This window comes from Stagnihabitans tardus, assembly GCF_009925085.1.
In the GTDB taxonomy this organism is placed as follows: domain Bacteria; phylum Pseudomonadota; class Alphaproteobacteria; order Rhodobacterales; family Rhodobacteraceae; genus Stagnihabitans; species Stagnihabitans tardus.
Genome location: NZ_JAABNR010000026.1, coordinates 1 through 18,813, shown reverse-complemented (window position 1 = coordinate 18,813; position 18,813 = coordinate 1). Strand labels below are relative to the sequence as shown.

The following is an 18,813-nucleotide window of genomic DNA, read 5'->3' as shown; positions in this document are numbered from 1 at the left end:
ACCATGATCGCAACATTCACCTTTCTCACCAAGCGCCGGGGCGGTCTTTTGACCGTGATCGCGCTGATCCTGGTCTTGACGATCTTTGGCGTCCTGGTCTCCGAGACCTTCGGCACGGCCTCCAATGCTCTGAACATCCTGGAGCAATCCACCCCCCTTGCCCTGGTCAGCCTGGGGCAAACCCTGGTAATCATCACTGGGGGCATCGATTTGTCGGTGGGCTCGATGATCAGCCTGGCTTCGGTGCTTTTGTCCGGGATCACCAATGGCGATCCTTTGATGATGGTCGTGGCGCTGGCCACGATCATGGGGGCGGGGATCCTGGTCGGGCTGATCAATGCCGGGGCCTCGATCTATCTGCGAGTCCATCCGCTGGTCGTCACGCTGGGCATGGGGGCGATCCTGCAGGGGCTGACGCTCCTTTATACCCAGACGCCCATCGGCAAGATGCCCAAGGGCTTTTCGCAACTGGCCTATGGCAAGGTCCTGGGCCTGCCGATCGGAGCCGTCGTCACCATCGCGGCCTTTGTCCTGACGGCGATCTTCCTGCGCAAGGTGCCGCTCGGCCGCTATATCTATGCGACCGGAGACGATGCGACCGGCGCCCAGCTCATGGGCCTGCCGCGCCACAAGGTCCTGTTCCTGGCCTATGGGTTCTGCGGGCTGATGGCCTCGATTGCGGCGATCTTCCTGGTGGCGCGCCTTGGCTCGGGCCAGCCCTATACGGGGCAGAACTTCACCCTGACCTCGATCACCCCGGTGGTCGTCGGCGGCACGCTTCTCAGCGGCGGGCGCGGCGGGGTCATGGGGACGCTCATGGGGGTCTACATGGTGTCGCTTCTGAACAACCTGCTGAACTTCCTGAGCCTTTCCACCCATTTCCAACTGATCGTGCAGGGGCTGATCGTGATCATCGCCGTCTCTGTCTATGTCGAGAACAAGAGGAAGGTCTGATGGCACATACCGAGCAAATGGCGCCGGCCCGCGACATCCTGCGGACCTACGGCATCCATATCGTCCTGGCCGCCCTGATCGGGGTGACCGCGATCCTGTCGCCGGCCTTCCTGAGCGGCAACAACATCTCGAACATGCTGTTGCAGGCCGCTCCCCTGGGGATCGTCGTCATCGGCCAGGTGCTGGTGATCCTGGTGAGGGGCCTCGATCTGTCGGTGGCCTCGGTCATGGCGACGGCCGCCGTAGTGGCCACGACCTTCAGCGGACAGGACAGCGACGCCTTTCCGGTCTTCGTGGTCGCCATGCTGATTGGCCTGGCCACGGGGCTGGTGAACGGGCTTTTGATCACCAAGCGCAATGTCTCGCCCTTTCTGGTCACCTTGGCGACCATGACGCTGCTGCAGGGGATGCGCTTTGCCTATACCCAAGGCGCGCCCTCGGGGAATGTGCCGCCGATCTACCGGGTCCTGGGCTCGCAAACCTTCTACGGCGTGCCCTACAACCTGATGATCCTGGTGGTTCTGGCCACGGTCTTTTCGGTTCTGTTGCACAAGACGACCTATGGGCGGCAGGTCTATCTGACCGGCGGCAACCCGGTCATGGCGCGGCTGGTGGGCATCCATGCCGACCGCATCACCATCGCCAGCTATGTCATCTCGGGCGGGCTCGCGGCCCTGGCAGGGCTGATCTACTCGGGCTTCGTCGGCATCGTCGACAACTGGGTGGGGCGCGGCTTCGAGCTCGATTCCATCGTGGCGGCCGTCATGGGCGGGGTCGCGCTCTCGGGCGGTCGCGGGACGATCCTGGGCGGGCTTTTCGGAGCCGCCATCCTCGTCGTCGTCTTCAACGCCGTCCTGATGCTGGGCATGCCGATCGAGTTCCAGATCATCATCAAGGGCATCGTGATCATCGCTGCGGCCGCCATCTACGTCCGCCGGGCCTGAACTACGAGAGCGGGGCTCTCTCGTAACCGGAGGGGTGCGCCCCTTGGGAGGAAAAGCCCCAGAGTTTTGACGTGCCAGATTTTCAAGTGCCAGACACGCCACCCGGTCAAAAGGATGCGGGGGCAAAACCGTCCAAGGGAGGACAAGATGTTCAAGAAAGTTCTGAATCTCGCGCTGGTGGCCGGGTTGGCCACGGCCACGGCCGGCTTTGCGCAGGATGCCGACAAGACCGGCTACAAGGGCGCGCCGCGCACCATGCTGTGGAGCACCTCGCTCGCCACCATGATGGACACGACGCAATACAAGAAGGACGGTCCCTATACGATCGGCTTCTCGAATGCCTCGATCTCGAATTCCTGGCGCGTGGGGATGCTGGCCTCGATCCAGCAGGCGGCGCATGACAATGCCGACCAGATCAAGCAGCTGATCATCACCGACGCCAATGACGACCCGGCCAAGCAGGTCTCGGACGTCCAAGACCTGATCTCGCGCGGGGTGGACCTGCTGATCGTGTCGGCCGCCACCGCCGAAGCGCTGGATGCCATCGTCACGCAAGCTTACGAGCAGGGCATCCCGGTGGTTCTGGTCGACCGCCGCATCACGTCCGAGAACTTCACCACCTTCATCACCGCCTCGGACATGGTCTATGGCCATATGTCGGCGCAGTGGATGGTGGAAAAGCTGGGCGGCAAGGGCAATATCGTCATGCTGCCGGGCATGGCGGGCGTCTCGGTGGCCGTGAACCGGATCGCGGCGGCGCAGGAGGTCTTTGCGAACTATCCGGACATCAAGGTCCTGGACATGCAATATACCGACTGGAGCCCCGCCAAGGGCAAGCAGGTCATGGCTGCGCTGATCCAGCAGTATGGCGACCAGATCGACGGCGTGTGGAACGACCACGGGCTGCAGGGTTCGGGCGCCATTGAGGCCATGGTCGAGGCCGGCTGGACCGACCTGCCGCCGATCACCTGCGCCGACCTGAACGGCTGCGTCAAGCTGGCGGTGCAGAACAAGCAACCGGCGTTCAACTATGACTACCCGCCCGCCATGGGGGGTGTCGCGCTGGAAGTGGGTCTGGACATCCTGGCCGGCAAGCCGGTGCCGCATCAGTATGAGATGAGCGTCGATGTCGCCATCACCAAGGGCGACGAAACGGTCTCGGTCAAGGCTGACAAGTGGGTCGAAGACTATGCCCGTCTGGACAAGCCGAACGACCTGATCCTGTCGACCGGCATCCCGGACTACGACCCCACCACCTTCTCGGTCGAATATCCGCAGTAAGCACCTCATGCTGCGGCCTTGCGGGGCCGCAGCATATCCTTTCGGAAGGAAAGACATGCCCGTCCTGCATTGGTCCCCCCGCTCGCCCTATGTCCGCAAGGTCATGGTCGCCCTGCATGAAAAAGGCATGGCCGACCAGGTCACCCGGGTCCGGACCCCTGTCGATCCCATGGCGCCGCTGGTCGGGTTCCTGCCCACCAACCCCCTGTCCAAGATCCCGACGCTGGAGACCGACGAGGGCCAGGTCCTGTTTGACAGCCATGTCATCTGCCGCTGGGTGGATCGCAATGGGCGCGGCGGGCCGGTGCTGTTCCCCGGCGACCTGATCGACGAAAGGAACGAGGCGCTTGGGACCGGTTTGATCGACGTTGCCTTGCCCTGGCTGGTCGAGACGCGCCTCCGACCCGAGGCACTGCGGTCGCAGGCCCTGGTCGAGGGCTGGCGCACCAAGATGAACGCGGTCCTCGACTGGCTGGAGGCCCGGATGCCCGACCTTCAGGCCCGGTCCTTCGACATCGGCCACCTGAGCATCGGGGTGGCGCTGTGTTACCTTGACTTCCGTTTCGGGGCCGAGGAGTGGTGCAAGGGTCGGCCCCTGCTTTCCGCCTGGCATGCCGGGTTCAGCGAAAGGCCCTCGGTCCGGGCGACCGCCTTCCAGGACGAGACTTAACCGACGGTCACGCCGCCGCAGACATAAAGCGTCTGGCCGGTGACGAAGCTTGACCGTGCGTCGCAAAAGAAGCTGACGGCGTTGGCGACATCCTCGGGCGTGCCCATGCGGCCCAGGGGGATGCTGGCCATCAGCTTGCGGGTGTAGTCGGCTTCGGGCGGGTTGTTGGCCCAGAAGACGCTGGTGGCAATCGGCCCCGGCGCCACGCAATTGACCGTGATCCCATCGGCGGCCAGTTCCAGCGCCCAGGTCCGCGCCATCGCCTGCAAGGCGCCTTTGGAGGCGCTATAAAGGCTCCGCGCCTCTTTGCCCAAGGTGACGCGGCTGGTGTTCATCACGATCCGGCCGCCGCCCAGCCTGCGCATCCCCGGCACCAGCGCCTTGGCCGCGATCAGCGCCGTCCGCGTGTTCAGATGCATCACCGCGTCGAAGTCATCCACATCGACCGCATCGAACAGGGCGGGCCGCACGATCCCGACGTTGTTCACCAGGACCGCGACCGGGAGCGCCGCCACCTCGGCAAAGACCGCCTCGGCGGCCTTGCGGTCCGACAGATCCACCCGCCGGGCATCGGCCTGCAAGGCCGGATCCTCTGGCGTCACGATGTCCAGGGTGATCACCCGGAACCCATCCGCCAAAAGCCGCCTCCCGATGGCCTGGCCGATGTTGCGCGCCCCGCCGGTCACCACCGCCCATGTCTCTGCCATCGTCTCACCCCTGATCCCCATGGGCACAGGAAGGCGCGGGGGCAGGGGGCAGGCAAGTGTCTCTTCTGCGACAGCGGCGACCCACCCGGCCTTGGAACCGGCCCTTGGCCTGTGTCGCCACGCGTTTTTTTCCACCTGTCGCAACTGTCACTTCTGAGACAGGGCCCCGGACACCCCTGATGCATCTGGGCCAGTTTCCAAGGGGCCAAGTTGTTGGGAAATCTAGCCCAAAGCGGGTGATCAACAGCCCGCCGCAGGATACGGCGCTGGGGAGGGCCGTCGCAATGTCGGCACCAGAGACGCTCATCAGACCTTTGCCCGAGGCGTTCCGGGCCAGCCTGCGGCTCGTGGTTGCGTCGGTCTCGCTGGTGACCGCGCGCGACGCTGCGGGGGGCTGGCACGGCATGGCGGTCACATCGGCCGGCTCGCTCTCGATGGAGCCGCCCTCGATGCTGGTGGCGGTGAACCGCAGCGCCTCGATCCACCCGGTGATCGCGGCTTCGGGCGCCTTCACGCTGAACCTGATCGGCGAAACCCACGCAGGCCTGCTGGACCGGTTCTCGCGCAGCGAGTTGCGCGATCAGCGCTTCACCCCCGGGGACTGGATCGACGCCGCAGGCCCGATCCTGAAGGGCGCGCTGTGCGCCCATGTCTGCCAGGTGGCCGAGGCCCATGACTTCGGCACCCATACCGTCTTTTTCGGCAAGGTCACCCAAGTGGTCCTGCCCGACCCCATCGCCCAAACCGCCGCGCCAATCCTTTGGCTGAACGGCAAACGGGCCTCCGTCACCGCGCATTCGAACCCCTGACACCAAGCCGTCAGGCACATCACCCGCAAGGGCAACCACTCCTGGGAGGAACACTATGGAAATCGGACTCTTCCACATGCCGCTGCACCCGGCCGACAAGCCGTTGGTCGACGTTCTGGCGGAAAACACGGAAAAGATCATCTACGCCGACCAGCTCGGCTTTTCGGAAACCTGGATCGGCGAGCACTATTCGGCCTCGACCGAGCCGATCACCGCGCCGATGATGTTCCTGGCCTCGCTGATCCCGCAGACCAAGAACATCCGCTTTGGCACGGGCGTCATCTGCCTGCCGAACCACCACCCGGCGCAGGTTGCCGGTCAGGCGGCGCAGTTCGACCACATGACCAAGGGCCGCTTCAACATGGGCATCGGGCCGGGTGGCCTGGCCTCGGACATGGAGCTTTTCGACGTGCTGGACGGATCGGTCCGGGCCGAGAAGTTTGCCGAGTCGATCGGCATGATCAAGAAGATCTGGAGCCAAGACCCGCCCTATGACATCAAGGGCAAGCACTGGCACATCAAGCTGACGGACAACATCATTCCGAAGCTGGGCGTGGGCTATATGTCCAAACCCTATACCAAGCCGCATCCCCCGATCTCGCTGTCCTCCATGTCGCCCGATGGCAATTCGGTCGCCCATGCGATCAAGCAGGGCTGGAAGCCGATCACCGCGAACTTCGCGCCGGAAAGCACTGTGATCAACCACTGGCACAAGTATGTCGAGGGCTGCGATGCCATGGGCATCAAGCCGACGGGCAAGGAATGGTCGGTCGCCCGCAACATCCTGATCGCCGATTCGGATGCCCAGGCGGAAGACTGGCTGCTGGATCCGGCGGGCTCGGACTTCTACTACTTCGACTACCTGTGGGAAGTCCTGAAGGTCGCCAATTACACCGCCGTGATCAAGCCGATCCCGACGATGGAGGACAAGGACGTGACGGTGGAATCCATCGTCAAGGCCTCGGTCATCTATGGTTCGCGCAAGACCGTCATCGACAAGATCATGTCGCTGCGCGAGCGTTCGGGCCCGTTCAACACGCTGCTCAAGGCCGCGATGGACGGTTCGGGCAACAACCGCGAGCGTGAGCGTCTGACCATGCGCCGCCTGGCCGAAGACGTGCTGCCCGTGATCAACGCGGGCTGATGCGACCCGGGCGCGGGGAGGCTCCCCCCCGCGCCCCTTTCCAAGGACCGATGCCATGACCCAATTCCCCGCAGGCTGCCTGACCGGCACCGTCGTTCTGGATGCCTCTCGCGTTCTGGCCGGACCCTTTGCGGGCCAGCTTCTGGGCGATCACGGGGCCGAGGTCATCAAGGTCGAAAGCTTTGACGGCGACGACACGCGGGGCTACGGCCCCCCCTTCGTGAACGGCACGGCGCCCTATTTCCTGGGCCTGAACCGCAACAAGCAGGACCTTGGCCTCGACCTGTCGGGCCCCGAGGGCATGGCGCTCTTGTTCGAGCTTTTGGGCCAGGTCGATGTCTTCATCGAGAATTTCAAGCTGTCCACCTGGAAGAAATGGGGGGTGGATGACCTTTCGGACCTGAACCGCCGCTTCCCCCGCCTGGTGCATTGCCGGGTCTCGGGCTTTGGCGAGACAGGCGAGTTCGGCGGCCTTCCGGGCTATGACGCGGCGCTTCAGGCCATATCGGGGCTGATGGCGGTCAATGGGCCGCCCGATATCGACGCCTGCCGCATTGGCATCCCCATCGTGGACACCTGCACCGGGATGTATGGCGCCATGGGCATCCTTTTGGCGCTCTTGGAACGCAACCGGTCCGGGCGCGGCCAGCAGGTCGAGGTGACGCTGTATGACACCGCAATTGCCATGTTGCATCCCCATGCCTCGAATGTGCTGAACGGCGGACGCGCCTCGCGCACCGGGAACGGCCATCCCAACATCGTGCCCTATGACCTCTTTCCCACCGCCACCGTGCCCCTGTTCCTGGCCGTCGGCAACGACCGCCAGTTCCGCACGCTTTGCACCGAACTCGGGATCGAGGCCCTTGGCACCGACCCGCTTTATCGCACCAACCGCGACCGCGTGATGAACCGCGAGACGCTGCGGGCCGCGCTCTTGCCGCCCCTGTCCAAGCTGGACGGGATGCCGCTTTTCCAAAGGCTGATGGAGCTGGGTGTGCCCTGCGCGCCGGTCCTGACGGTGGACGAGGCCCTGGCGCTGGACCATACCGCGACCCGCGAGATGGTCGTGGAACTTGACGGCTACAAGGGCCCCGGCATCGCGGTGAAACTGGATCGCACCCCGGGCTCGGTGCGCCGGGCGCCGCCGACAATCGGCGCCCATAGCCGCGAGGTCCTGGCGCGCTTCGGCCTCGACCCCGACCGGATCGCGGCCCTGGCCGAGGCGCGCGTGGTGAAATGACTGTCTCATTTGAGACTCGCTGAGACATTAACCCTTATCAGGATTGACATGGCTGCGGCGCGCGAACGTGCTTAGTCTGGGTGTTGGCCCTGAGGATCACATCCCTTTTGGACCTGGAGGATGGTCATGCCTGCCCATGCGCTGCCTTGCAAAGATGTCGATCCGGACTTCTCGGACAGCATGCGCCAGGCGCTGCGGGCGACGCCGGTCAATGTCTCGATCCTGACGACCAAGGATCGGGCGGGCGTGAACCACGGGCTTGCCGTCACGACGGCGGTGCCATTCTCAAGCCATCGCCCGGCGATGATCGTCGCCGTCAAGCATTCGGCCTCGGCCTATCCGGCGATCCGCGACAGCAGCTATTTCTGCCTGAACCAGATCGCGGCGGACGAGATCGACCTTCTGGACCGCTTCAGCCGCAGCGACCTGCGCGCGCAGCGGTTTGCCTCTGGCCGCTGGTCGGTCGGGCCCCATGGACTGCCCTATCTGGACAGCGCCACGGCCTGCTTCTTTTGTGACGTACAGGGCGCCCATGCGCATGAGGATCAAACCGTCTTTATCGGACGCATCGTCGGTGTCAGACTGGGCCGCGAAGGATATGACGACAGGGAGCCATTGATCTGGATAAACGGACGGGCCGCAAGGCTCGCGGGAAGAGAATATGCGTAGGCCCTGCGGCATGTAGGGTCGACACATCATCTGTCTTGGGAGGGGCAAGATGTGGGAGACGGAAGCACTTGAGGCGAAGGGGTTCAACGATCCCTTGTCCAGCGAAATCGAAAGCATCCTGCGGGCGCGGGGCGTTGCCGAGGCACGATTGCCGGATCTGGTCGAACAGTCGTGGAAGCGCTGCCTGACGGATTACAACCTGCTTCCGGATGCAGTGCCGCGCGCGGCTGTGCTCAGCCACTCTGAAATCCAGGCCCTGATGCAAGAGCGCGAAGAGTTCCTGCGCATCGCCGAACCCGAGGTGGAACGCCTGTTCCGCCAGCTGGTCGACAGCGAATACCTTGTTTCCTTGGCTTCGTCGCAGGGGGCCATGATGCTCTTCCGCTGCGATTACCAGTATCTGGGCGACCTGGCCGGGTCGGGCGTCATCCCGGGCTCGGTCTGGACCGAGGATGCCCAGGGCACCAATGGCGTGGGCACCTGCCTGCGCGTGGGCAAGCCGGTGATCATCGCGGGGGCCGAGCATTACGGGGCGGCGACACAGCGGCTGACCTGTCTGACGGCTCCCGTTCTCGGGCGGGGCGGGGCGATCGAAAGCGTGATCAACGTGACGACCGCGCGGCAGGCCGATGCCCGGGTCAACAAGATGGTGCAGCAGATCGTCGAGCGCTCGGCTCGGCGGATCGAGAATGGCTATTTCGGTCGCCTGAACCGGCGCAACCTGATGCTGCGCATCCTCGACAATGGCGAGACCGGCGACATTGCCGAAGAGGGCCGCCTGGCGCTGGATGAAAACGGCCGCGTGCTGGACGGGTCTTCCTTTGCGACGCGGCTCTTGGGGCGGCCTGTTGGCCAGCTTGTGGGCCAGCAGGCCGAGGAGATCTTCGAATTGGACCAGTCGTTTGCCGATCTGCGCCCGGATGCGCCGATCCGGCTGAACTTCCAGGGCCGCAGCCTGCAGGCGGTCCTGACCCATCCCGAGACCCGCACCCGTTCGCCGCGCGCCCTTGTGTCGCCCCGGGCTACGGCGCCCACGCTGCGCACGGTGGATCTGGCCGAGGAACCCTTGCGGATCAACCCGATCCTGTCCCAGGCCATGGACCGCGCCCGCAGGCTTTTGTCGGCGGGGTTGCCCCTGGTGGTGACCGGCGAGTCGGGCTCGGGCAAGACCGCCTTCGCCAAGGCCGTGGCCCGCGTCGCCTTTGGGGACGAGGCCGAGACGGTCTTCATCGACTGCGCCTCGCTGGAGGCCCAGGTCGATCTGGGCGCGCTGTTGCAGGCGCGGCTGACGGGGCAAAGGTCCTGTCTCTTGATCGACCGCATCGACGAGATGGACGAGACCCGGCAGACCGCGCTTCTGGCCCTGTTGGAGAACGACCGGCAGGCGGGGGCCAATGGGATCGGCGTCATCGTGATCTCGACCCAGGACCTGGATACCCTGGTGCGCGACGGGCGAATGCGCACGGACCTGATGCACCGGCTCAAGGGCGGGCAGGTGGCCTTGGCCCCCTTGCGTGCCGCCCCCGACCTCGAAGCCACGATCCGCGACCTCTTCCATGTCGAGCGCGAGAAACTCGGCCGCCCCGAGGTCGAGATGGACGAGGATTCCCGGCTGGTCCTGTCGCATTACCACTGGCCCGGCAACCTGCGCGAGCTGCGCAATACCTTGCGCCATGCCGTGGCCCTGGCCGATGGCAAGCTGATCGGGATGGAGCATCTGCCCGATGACATCGTGGACGAGATCGCCCGCAAGGACCTGACGGCGCGCTCGCAGTCCGAGGCCTCCAAGATCGAGGCGGCCTTGCGCTACAACGGCGGCAATGTCTCTTTGACGGCTCGGTATTTGGGGGTGTCGCGGGCGACTTTGTATCGGAAAATCCAGATCCAGAAGGCCCGCGACGAGACGTAAAGGCCGGGGGTCTCCCCCCGGCCAAGGGATCAACCCAGCGAGAAGCCGCCATCGACGGCCAAGGCCTGGCCCGTCACATGCGGCGCGCAGGCGAGGTAGACGACCATCTGGCCCATGTCCTCGGGCGTCTGGGCCACGCCCTGGGGCAGGAAGATCTTCTGGTGACGTTCCCACGAAGCCTCTTCGCTTTCGCCTTCCAGCGCCCATTTGCCCGAGAGGCCGGTTTCCCCGCGCCACATGCCGGTGCCGACGATCCCGGGGCAGAGCGCGTTGACCGTGATGCCCTCGGTCGCGACCTCTTTGGCCACGGCGTTGGTGAAACCGATCACGCCGAACTTGGTGGCCGAGTAATGCGACAGGGCCGGGAAGCCCACCTTGCCCGCGATCGAGGCCGTGTTGATGATGCGGCCGTATTTCTGTTTGCGCATCACGGCGACCTCGGCCTGGGTCGACAGAAAGACGCCGCGCAGGTTGACGGCCATGCAGTCGTCCCATTGTTCGACGGTCAGCTCTCCGATGCCGCCCAGCGATACGATGCCCGCGTTGTTCATTGCGATGTCCAGCCGGCCGAACTGCTTGACCGTGGCATCGACCATGGCGGTGACGCTTTCGGGCTTGCGGACATCGACCACGATGGCGGCCGACTTGCGACCCAAGCCGCGCATGGCATCGGCCCCCGCCTCGGCGAGGTCCTTGGTGTAGTCGGCGATCACCACATGGGCGCCGGCCTGGGCGAGGCTGGTGGCGATGCCAAGACCGATCCCGCGGCCGCCCCCGGTGACCAGGGCGATCTGGCCTTCCAATGAGAATTGAGACATGATTTCCTCCCGTTATGTGCCCCGAAGGGCGTTGATTTCAGACCATGGCCGAGACGAGCAGCGGCACGGTATAGGCCTCCAGCCCCTCGATCCCGCCTTCCGAGCCAAAGCCGCTGTCCAGAACCCCGCCAAAGGGCGTTTCCGGCAGGCCCATGGCAAAGTGGTTGACCCCCAGCATCCCCGACTTGACCCCTCGGGTGATCTTGGCCTGGGTGTGGGAATTGGTGGTGAAGGCAAAAGAGGCGAGGCCCACGGGCATCCGGTTCGCCTCGGCCAGGGCCTCGTCGATCGACCCCATCCGGGCGACCAGCGCCAGGGGGCCGAAGGGTTCGTCGTTCATCGCCAGCATGTCTGGGGTGGCATCGGCGACCACGGTGGGCGCATGGAAATTGCCCACATTGCCGATGGCATCGCCGCCGGCGACCACGCGGGCCCCCTTGGCGCGGGCATCGGCCACCATGGACGAGATGACGTTGCGCTGATTGCGGGTGCACAAGGGGCCCATCATCGTGCCCTCTTCGAGCCCGTGACCGACTTTCACCTTGCCCGCAGCCTCGGCCAGGCCCTCGACGAAGTCGTCATAGACCGCATCCTCGACGAGGAACCTGGTCGGCGAGACGCAGACCTGCCCAGCATTGCGGAACTTCCACTGCGCGGCCAGGGGGATCAGCTTGGACATATCCGCATCCCGGGCCACGATCACCGGGGCATGACCACCCAGCTCCATCGTCACCTTCTTCAGGTATTGCCCAGCCAAAGCCGCCACGATCCGCCCGACCCGCGTGGAACCCGTCAGCGAGACCTTGCGGATCTCGGGCGCCTTGATCAGCGCCTCGGACAGAAGCGAGGAGCTGCCCCAGATCACCGAGATCGCCTTGGGCGGAAGGCCGGCCTCTAGCAGGCAGGTGGCGATGTGCCAGGTGGTCAGGGGCGTGGCCTCGGAGGGTTTGGCCACGACGGAACAGCCCGCGGCCAGGGCCGGGGCGATCTTTTGCATCATGCCCCAGGCCGGGAAGTTCCACGGCGCAAGGGCCGCGACCGGACCCACCGGGCGGCGCAACACGCGCAGGTCAGCCTCGGCCACGCGGCCCGGGATGACGCGGCCATAGGTCCGGCGGCCCTCTTCGGCGAACCAGTCCAGAAGGTCGGCCGCCCCGCCCCATTCCAGCCGCGACTGGGCCAGCGGCTTGCCTTGCTCGCGCGTCAGGCATTGCGCGGCCTCTTCGGTGCGGGCGCGCATCAGGTCGGCCGCGCGGCGCAGGACCTTGGACCGCTCATAGGGCGAGACCGAGGACCATTCGCCGTAACCGATCAGCGCGGCCTCGCAGGCCACGGCGACCTCGGGCAGGCCCGCCTTGGGCAGGGTGGCGATGACTTCGTCGGTCGCCGGATCGGTAAGCTCCAGCACACCGGCGCTGCCGGAAGGACGGCTGATGCCGCCGATGATCAATCCCGCTTTCGAAGACATGTCGGCCTCTTTGGTTTGGGTCATTTCACCACGCCGATCTTGGCGCGGTCGGTGGTCAGAGCCACGGCGATCAGGATGGTGATGCCGAAGGCGACGTCCTGGCTTTCGGGCGGAAGGCCCGAGATGGTGACGCCCACCCGGATCAGGATGGCGATCAACCCGCCGATGAGGCTGGAGAGCACACCCCCCACGCCGCCCGAAATCGCGGTGCCGCCGACGACGACGCCGACAAGGGCGGGCAAGAGCAGGCTGCCCGCCACGGTGGCGGAGGCGAACATCGTCTGGCTGATCATCATGATCCCGCCCAAGGCCGCACAGCCCGCCGAGGTGGCGAAAGCGAAACTCCGCACCATATCGCGCCGCACGCCCGAGATATAGACAGCGATCTCGTTGGCGCCAAAGGCATAGATGTTTCGGCCGAGGTTGGTGAATTTCAGCATGGCGGCGAAGAGCCCCGCCACGATCAGCACCAAGAGGAAGGAATTCGACATGCCGAAGCTGCGCGAGCCCAGGAGGTCATAGATCCAGATGCCCGGCGTGATGCCGACCATGTTGGCGCCCGTCAGATACATGGCCACGCCCTTGAAGATCCCAAGCGCGCCCAGCGATATGACGAAGGAGGGCACCTGAAGCCGCCCGATCAGCCAGCCCTGAAGGCCTCCCAAGGCGGCCGCCCCCCCCACCACGACCGGCACCGAGGCCGATCCCAGCACGGGCGACAAGAGCGCGGCCGACACGGCCGCCAGGGAAGCCATGGCGGCAATCGACAGATCGAGGCAGCCCAGAAGGATCGGCAGCGTCGCCCCCACGATCAGGATCAGCATCGGCGCATTGTCCTGCAACAAGGAGTTGATCGCCCTCCAGCGCAGGATCCCCGGAGCCGCCGTCGAGACCGCGGCCAGGATCACCAAAAGCACCAGAACCGCGCCATTGCGGCGCAGGAAACGCAAGGTCGCGTCCATCATCATCCCCCTACACCATGGCCTTGACGAGGTCTTCTTCCGAAGGGGGCGCGGCCTGCACCCCCTCGATCCGGGCGCTGACGCGGCCGTCCTTCATGACGATGATCGAATCCGACAGGGTCAGGACCTCGTCCAAGGTGTCGCCCACCAAGAGGATCGCCAGGCCCTGATCGGCCAGCTCGCGGATCACGGCGAAGAGGTCGGAGCGCGCGCCCGGGTCAAGGCCCCGCGTCGGATGGTCCAGCATCAGGACCTTCAGCGTCTTGCCGAACAGCCATTTCGACAGGACGACCTTTTGCTGGTTGCCGCCTGACAGGTTGTCGATCCGATGCGCGATCGAAGGCGTCTTGATGGCCAGCTTCCGGACCCAGCCCTCGATCATCCCGCGTTCCTTGGCCCGCGAGATCAACCCCGCGCCGCGGCCATGCTGCCAGCCGTAGGTGATCGCCACATTCTCGGAGACCGAGGTGTTGCGGATCATGCCTTCGGTCTTGCGCTCGGCCGGAAGATAGCCGATGCCCTTGGCCACGGCCTGCGCCGGGGTGTCGATGTCCAAGGGCGCGCCGAAATACTCGATCTTGCCCTGCCAGTCGTCGGCCATGCCAAAGACCGTGCGCAGGATGGTTTCCGCGCCCGAACCCTGCACGCCGATCAGGCCCAGGATTTCTCCGGGCGCCAGTTTCAACGAGATATCCTCGATCTCCCCGGGCACCGTCACATGGTTCAGCGTCAACGCCGGCTCTGCACCGATATGGGCCTCGCGCGGCTTGCGGTCCTTGCGGTTGACGCGCTGGCGGCCCACCATCAGCTCGTAAAGCTCGTCCGGGTTCACGGCGTCGCGGTCGCGGGTCGCCACGTTGCGCCCGTCGCTCATGACATAGACCCGGTCCGAGATATCGAGGATCTCGTCCATCCGGTGCGAAACGAAGACCACCGAGGAGCGATGCTTGATCCGCCGGATCTGGCCGAAGAGGGCCTGGATCTCGGGCGGGTTCAGGACTGCGGTGGGCTCGTCGAAAAGGATGACCAGGTGGCCGTGAACCAGTTCCTCCAAGGACAGGACCTTGGCCAGTTCGACCATCTGCCTTTGGCCGAAGGAAAGGGCGGACACCGGAGTAAAGGGGTCGATGTCCAGCTCGACCTTGTCCAGCTGTGCCTTTGCCCGGTCGCGCAGGCTGTTCCAGCGGTAGACCCCCGCCCAGGTCGAGCCCGCAGGCTTGTCCAGGAACAGGTTCTCGGCCACGCTCAGCGCCTGGATCAGCGATTGCTCCTGGTGAACCAGGCCGATGCCCGCAAGCGCCGCCTCGGCCGGAGAGCGCAGCTGCACGGCGCGCCCGCCCACCTTGACCACGCCGCTGTCGGGCCGGTGCAGCCCCGCCATGACCTTCATGATCGTGGACTTGCCCGAGCCGTTCTGGCCGATCAGCCCCAGGACCTCGCCCTCGTTGAGTGACAGGCTGACATTGTCCAGCGCGGTGACCTCGCCGAAGCGTTTGGAGATACCCTCAAGAGAAAACGCCGTCATTTGATGACCCTGATCTTGCGCCGCAGGTGCCAGGTCGATCCGGCCACGGCGAGGATGATGACCGCGCCTTCCAGCGCCGATTGCAGAAGGGGATCGACGCCGACCATGATCAGCCCGTTGCGCAGGGTGACCAGGATCAGGACCCCGATCATCGACTGGCGCACGCCGCCATGGCCGCCCGACAACAAGGTGCCGCCCAGGACGCAGGCCGCGATCGAGGGGAACAGAAGCCCCACGCCAGATTGCGTGTTGCCCACGCCGATGCGGGCCCCCATCAGGATGCCGGCGGCGGCATAACAGCCCCCCGCCAGGGCAAAGGCCGCGATCTTGTGGCGGATGACCTTGATGCCCGACATGACCAGCACGGGCTCGTTTTCCCCGATGGCACGGCACATGCGGCCAAACCGGGTGTGCTTTTCGACCAGAAGGGCCATGATGATCAGGGCCAGCGTCAGATAGACGATCCAGCTCAGCCCCCAGACCTTGCCGATGGCCAGCCCGGTGATCCGCGTGTCCAGGATCTGCGGCAGGCGTCCGGGATACAAGAGCGCGGCCAGGCCGACCGTGGTCAGCCACATGCCCAAAGTCACGATCAGGGACGGCATGCGCACATAGATCGAGATCGCCCCGCTGGTGGCGCCGATGGCCAGGCCCACGCCCAGCACCAGGGGCACGGCCCACAGGCCGATATCGGTGGCGGTCACCGAATTGGCGATGGTGATCGCCAGAATGATATTGGCCAAGGAGGCCACACCTTCGACCGACAGGTCGATGGAGGCCTGCATCAAGACGAAGGTCAGGCCGATGGCCACGACGGCCGGAATGGCGGCGGCCTCAAGCACGGCCCCCAGGTTGCCCCATGAGGCGAAGCTGTCGGTGATGACCGAGAACAGAAGAACAAGGCCCAGCAGGGCCAGAAGCGGGCCCTGAGATTGCAAGAGTTTAGACATCCGCGAGGTCCTTTCGGAGACAGGCCCTCCCCCCAGGGGGAGAGCCCTTCAGCTTTGATGCGGGACGCAAGGGGCGCGTCCCGCAGGAAGGCTTCAGTTGACGCCGTTCGGGATCTGGCCGGCAGACTTGGCCCAGAAGTCGGCCTTGATGGCTTCGTAGGTGTAGTCTTTCGGATCGGGCTTGCGCGCCAGGAACTCGGTCGCGTTCTCCTTGGTGATCAGGATCTGCTGGACGAAGAAGTCGCGCTGCGCCTCGGTCAGGTCAGAGAGCTTGATATCGCCGGTGCGGGCGCCATAGGCCAAGGCGGCGGCAATCGCGCCCTGGTATTCGTTCAGGCCCGACATGGTGGACAGCATCTCGCCGGTCTCGATCAGCTTGACGACGTCCGAAGAACCGTCGGTGCCGGTGACGAAGACCTTGCCAGCCAGACCCGCTTCGCGCAGAGCCGCCACGGCACCCAGCGCCATCGCGTCATTCTGGCCGACGATGCCCTTGATCCGGTCGCCATACTTGGTCAGCCAGGTCCGGGTGATGTCTTGCGCGGGCGCCTGCTGCCAGCTGCCGACCTGCATCTCCAGCACGGTCATGCCGGGGCATTCGGCAATGGCCTTCTCCAGGCCCATGGTGCGCTGCTTGGCGGGCGCATTGTCCAGCACGCCTTGCAGAACGACGATCTCGCCGGTGCCGCCCATGGCGTTGCAGAGCGCCATGCCGTTCTGATAGCCCGCATCGACGCCGTCGAACGAGATATTGGCGACCCAGGCTTCCGCAGCCGTATCCCAGGGGTGGATTTCCTCGGCCCGGTTCCACAGCGTGGTGATGAAACCGCCGGCATCGGCGATCTTTTCCACGAAGGTCTTGGTGAAGGCGGGCGAATCCGGGAACCAGGTAAAGATGCAGCCCTCGCAGCCCGGAGCCGTGATGGCGCCGATGTTCTGCAACGACTTCTGGGGGTCGAAGTCATTGCCGATGACCTCGACCGTGCCGCCGACCGATTCCATGACCTGGGTCGCGCCCCAGATCATCTGGGTCCAGTATTCGGCGCTGGTATTGCCGACGCCGAGGTAAAGCTTCTTGGACGTGTCATCCTGCGCCACGGCCACGGTCGAGCTCGCCAGAAGCGCCGCGAGACCGATGGCGGACAGTTTGTTCATCATCATTCTTGTTCCTCCCTGAAGGGTTGGGTTTTGCCAAAACCCCCTGCGCCACCCATGTCGCAAGGTTCATGAGAGCGATCCCCTGAATGGCGTCATGGCGATGCGATCGCCCCTCCCTGACGCCTTGCAGGCCTCTCCCGTCCCGAATGCTGCGGGAAGCCCCCTGTTTTGGCCACTGACCCATGAGCGGCAGGACCTGTCACAGGGCCTGTCTCAGACGCGACACTATGGGGTTGCTACAGGGCCATCTGGGCGCTTTGTTGGCCAAAGCGCGGGGCAGGGGCCCGCAGCCTTGGGCCAGGTCTGCGGCAACGGAGGCTGACATCTCGAGGCCCGTGTCAAAGCGGCATCGCGACGTAAGTCGCCTGTGGATTCAAGCCGAAGCGCGTATTTGAGCCGGTGAGATGTTAGGGCAGGGTGCCTGCCTCGGCCAAGACCCTTTCGCGGAAGACCTCGGCGAGCGTTCGGTAGCCGAGGCACTTCCTCGGCGTGGTGTTGAGGCGCTGACAAATCGCCGCCAAGGAGCGATTTGTCAGCGCCGTCGGGTCCGTGTCTCTTGGGAGAAACCGCCTGGCGCGGCCGTTGATGTTCTCGTTGGTGCCCTTCTGCCAAGGCGCCTGGGGATCGCAGAACCAGACCGTGACGCCCAGGCCTGCCTGCAAATGGGGTCAGGCCGTGAACTCAAAGCCCCGGTCGAAGGTGATGGACCTGCGCGCGTGGAACGGGAGGGGCGAGAGACCCGCGATGATCCCTTCCATCACGGGCTTCGATTTCCGGTCAGCGTTCTCCAGGAGGACGGTGAAGCGGCTGACCCTCTCGACCAGGGAGGTGACGTTGGCATGGCCCAATTCCTTACGGAACTGGATCAGGTCACCCTCCCAGTGACCAAACTCTTCGCGAGTCCCTATGACCTCTGGGCGGTTCTTGATCGACAATTCATCAGCGAATATATGGGCTTGAGAGCGCCGCTTTCCTCAGCCTCTCCTGCGGCGACGATGCTCTGGCAGATGGCGCCAAAGGTCCATTGCATGACCGTCTTTGGAGTAGGCAAACTGGTAGATGGTCTCATGGCTGACCTGCAGATCGCGGCCATCCACGCGCAGACGACCCGCGATCTGTTGCGGCGTCCAGCCGGACTTGAGGCGGTCGATGACAACGTCACGGAGGTCGCGATGCCGGACCAGCTTGCGTAGGCCAGCCCGGCGGGTTTCAGCTTTAGATTGGGCGTTCAAGGCGTAATAGCCGGAGAGATCCTGCAGCTTGGCATCGACGAAGCGGTTGCGCTTCAGCTCGCGATGGATCGTTGCGCGGTGGCGGCCGAGGCGTGCTGCGATTTCGTGAACCGGCATCCTGGCGTCAAGCCAGCGCGCGATCTTGCGACGATCCTCGAGGCTGAGATGGACATATGAGCGGGGCATGCGAATCCTCCTTTGAGCAAGGCATTGTTTTTGCTCAAAAGTCGCACTTCAATCTTGAATTGGGCGCGCTAGCCCAGATGCGACTTTGGTTTGGTGGAGAGTTTCGCCTTGCGATGACCTCGGCCAAGGACATGGGCGCGGAAGACTTCGGCGGGGGTTCGGAAGCCCAGGCACTTCCGTGGGGTCT

The 18,813-nt window shown here is 64.9% G+C and carries 16 protein-coding genes and 2 pseudogenes; 9 read left to right on the top strand and 9 right to left on the bottom strand.

Annotation, left to right across the window (positions count from 1 at the left end; all coding sequences use genetic code 11):
- Positions 1-3 precede the first annotated feature (3 nt).
- The 4 genes from GV832_RS18565 to GV832_RS18550 all read left to right on the top strand — a co-directional run bounded on the left by GV832_RS18565 (position 4) and on the right by GV832_RS18550 (position 3,849).
- Entirely contained in the window at positions 4-954 is a 951-nt protein-coding gene (locus tag GV832_RS18565) for an ABC transporter permease (RefSeq protein ID WP_168776382.1), read from the top strand.
- Positions 954-1,898 (top strand): ABC transporter permease, encoded by a 945-nt coding sequence (locus GV832_RS18560; RefSeq protein ID WP_168776381.1) that lies wholly within the window; start codon positions 954-956, stop codon positions 1,896-1,898. Before GV832_RS18565 ends, GV832_RS18560 begins: the two co-directional genes overlap by 1 nt.
- Positions 1,899-2,045: 147 nt before the next feature.
- On the top strand, positions 2,046-3,179 hold the full coding sequence (locus GV832_RS18555) for a substrate-binding domain-containing protein (RefSeq protein ID WP_168776380.1): 1,134 nt from the start codon (positions 2,046-2,048) through the stop codon (positions 3,177-3,179).
- Positions 3,180-3,234: 55 nt separating this feature from the next.
- A complete protein-coding gene (locus GV832_RS18550; protein ID WP_168776379.1) occupies positions 3,235-3,849 on the top strand; it encodes a glutathione S-transferase family protein in 615 nt (204 codons plus the stop codon).
- On the opposite strand, the gene GV832_RS18545 is transcribed toward GV832_RS18550, so the two are convergent.
- Positions 3,846-4,556: an SDR family NAD(P)-dependent oxidoreductase gene (locus tag GV832_RS18545; RefSeq protein ID WP_168776378.1), complete on the bottom strand. Its 711-nt coding sequence runs from the start codon at positions 4,554-4,556 to the stop codon at positions 3,846-3,848. The two genes, GV832_RS18550 and GV832_RS18545, sit on opposite strands and share 4 nt — an antisense overlap.
- Before the next feature lie 284 nt (positions 4,557-4,840).
- Between GV832_RS18545 and GV832_RS18540 the strand changes: the two genes are divergently transcribed.
- From GV832_RS18540 to GV832_RS18520, 5 genes are all read left to right on the top strand, one after another.
- On the top strand, positions 4,841-5,365 hold the full coding sequence (locus GV832_RS18540; RefSeq protein ID WP_168776377.1) for a flavin reductase family protein: 525 nt from the start codon (positions 4,841-4,843) through the stop codon (positions 5,363-5,365).
- 55 nt (positions 5,366-5,420) lie between these two features.
- Positions 5,421-6,509 carry an LLM class flavin-dependent oxidoreductase gene (locus GV832_RS18535; RefSeq protein ID WP_168776376.1) on the top strand — a complete coding sequence of 363 codons (1,089 nt, stop codon included), beginning with the start codon at positions 5,421-5,423 and terminating at the stop codon, positions 6,507-6,509.
- A 55-nt stretch (positions 6,510-6,564) separates the two neighbouring features.
- Positions 6,565-7,749, top strand: coding sequence for a CaiB/BaiF CoA transferase family protein (locus GV832_RS18530; protein ID WP_168776375.1), 1,185 nt, complete (start codon positions 6,565-6,567; stop codon positions 7,747-7,749).
- A 126-nt stretch (positions 7,750-7,875) separates the two neighbouring features.
- Entirely contained in the window at positions 7,876-8,418 is a 543-nt protein-coding gene (locus GV832_RS18525; protein WP_168776374.1) for a flavin reductase family protein, read from the top strand.
- A 49-nt stretch (positions 8,419-8,467) separates the two neighbouring features.
- Positions 8,468-10,327, top strand: a complete 1,860-nt coding sequence (locus tag GV832_RS18520) for a sigma-54-dependent Fis family transcriptional regulator (protein WP_168776373.1) — start codon at positions 8,468-8,470, stop codon at positions 10,325-10,327.
- Between the two features lie 29 nt (positions 10,328-10,356).
- On the opposite strand, the gene GV832_RS18515 is transcribed toward GV832_RS18520, so the two are convergent.
- From GV832_RS18515 to GV832_RS22705, 8 genes and pseudogenes are all read right to left on the bottom strand, one after another.
- Entirely contained in the window at positions 10,357-11,145 is a 789-nt protein-coding gene (locus GV832_RS18515) for an SDR family NAD(P)-dependent oxidoreductase (RefSeq protein WP_168776372.1), read from the bottom strand.
- Between the two features lie 37 nt (positions 11,146-11,182).
- A complete protein-coding gene (locus GV832_RS18510; RefSeq protein WP_227754528.1) occupies positions 11,183-12,637 on the bottom strand; it encodes an NAD-dependent succinate-semialdehyde dehydrogenase in 1,455 nt (484 codons plus the stop codon).
- Positions 12,634-13,581, bottom strand: coding sequence for an ABC transporter permease (locus GV832_RS18505; protein ID WP_168776371.1), 948 nt, complete (start codon positions 13,579-13,581; stop codon positions 12,634-12,636). Before GV832_RS18505 ends, GV832_RS18510 begins: the two co-directional genes overlap by 4 nt.
- Before the next feature lie 4 nt (positions 13,582-13,585).
- Complete coding sequence (locus GV832_RS18500; RefSeq protein WP_168776370.1) at positions 13,586-15,100, bottom strand: sugar ABC transporter ATP-binding protein; 1,515 nt, start codon at positions 15,098-15,100, stop codon at positions 13,586-13,588.
- Positions 15,097-16,050 carry an ABC transporter permease gene (locus GV832_RS18495; RefSeq protein ID WP_168776369.1) on the bottom strand — a complete coding sequence of 318 codons (954 nt, stop codon included), beginning with the start codon at positions 16,048-16,050 and terminating at the stop codon, positions 15,097-15,099. The genes GV832_RS18500 and GV832_RS18495 overlap by 4 nt, the downstream gene beginning before the upstream one ends.
- A 93-nt stretch (positions 16,051-16,143) precedes the next feature.
- Positions 16,144-17,211, bottom strand: coding sequence for a sugar ABC transporter substrate-binding protein (locus GV832_RS18490; RefSeq protein WP_227754527.1), 1,068 nt, complete (start codon positions 17,209-17,211; stop codon positions 16,144-16,146).
- Positions 17,212-17,615: 404 nt separating this feature from the next.
- A pseudogene (locus tag GV832_RS18485) lies at positions 17,616-18,626 on the bottom strand (IS30 family transposase).
- Positions 18,627-18,694: 68 nt separating this feature from the next.
- Positions 18,695-18,813: pseudogene (locus tag GV832_RS22705) on the bottom strand (IS30 family transposase); the annotation flags it as partial.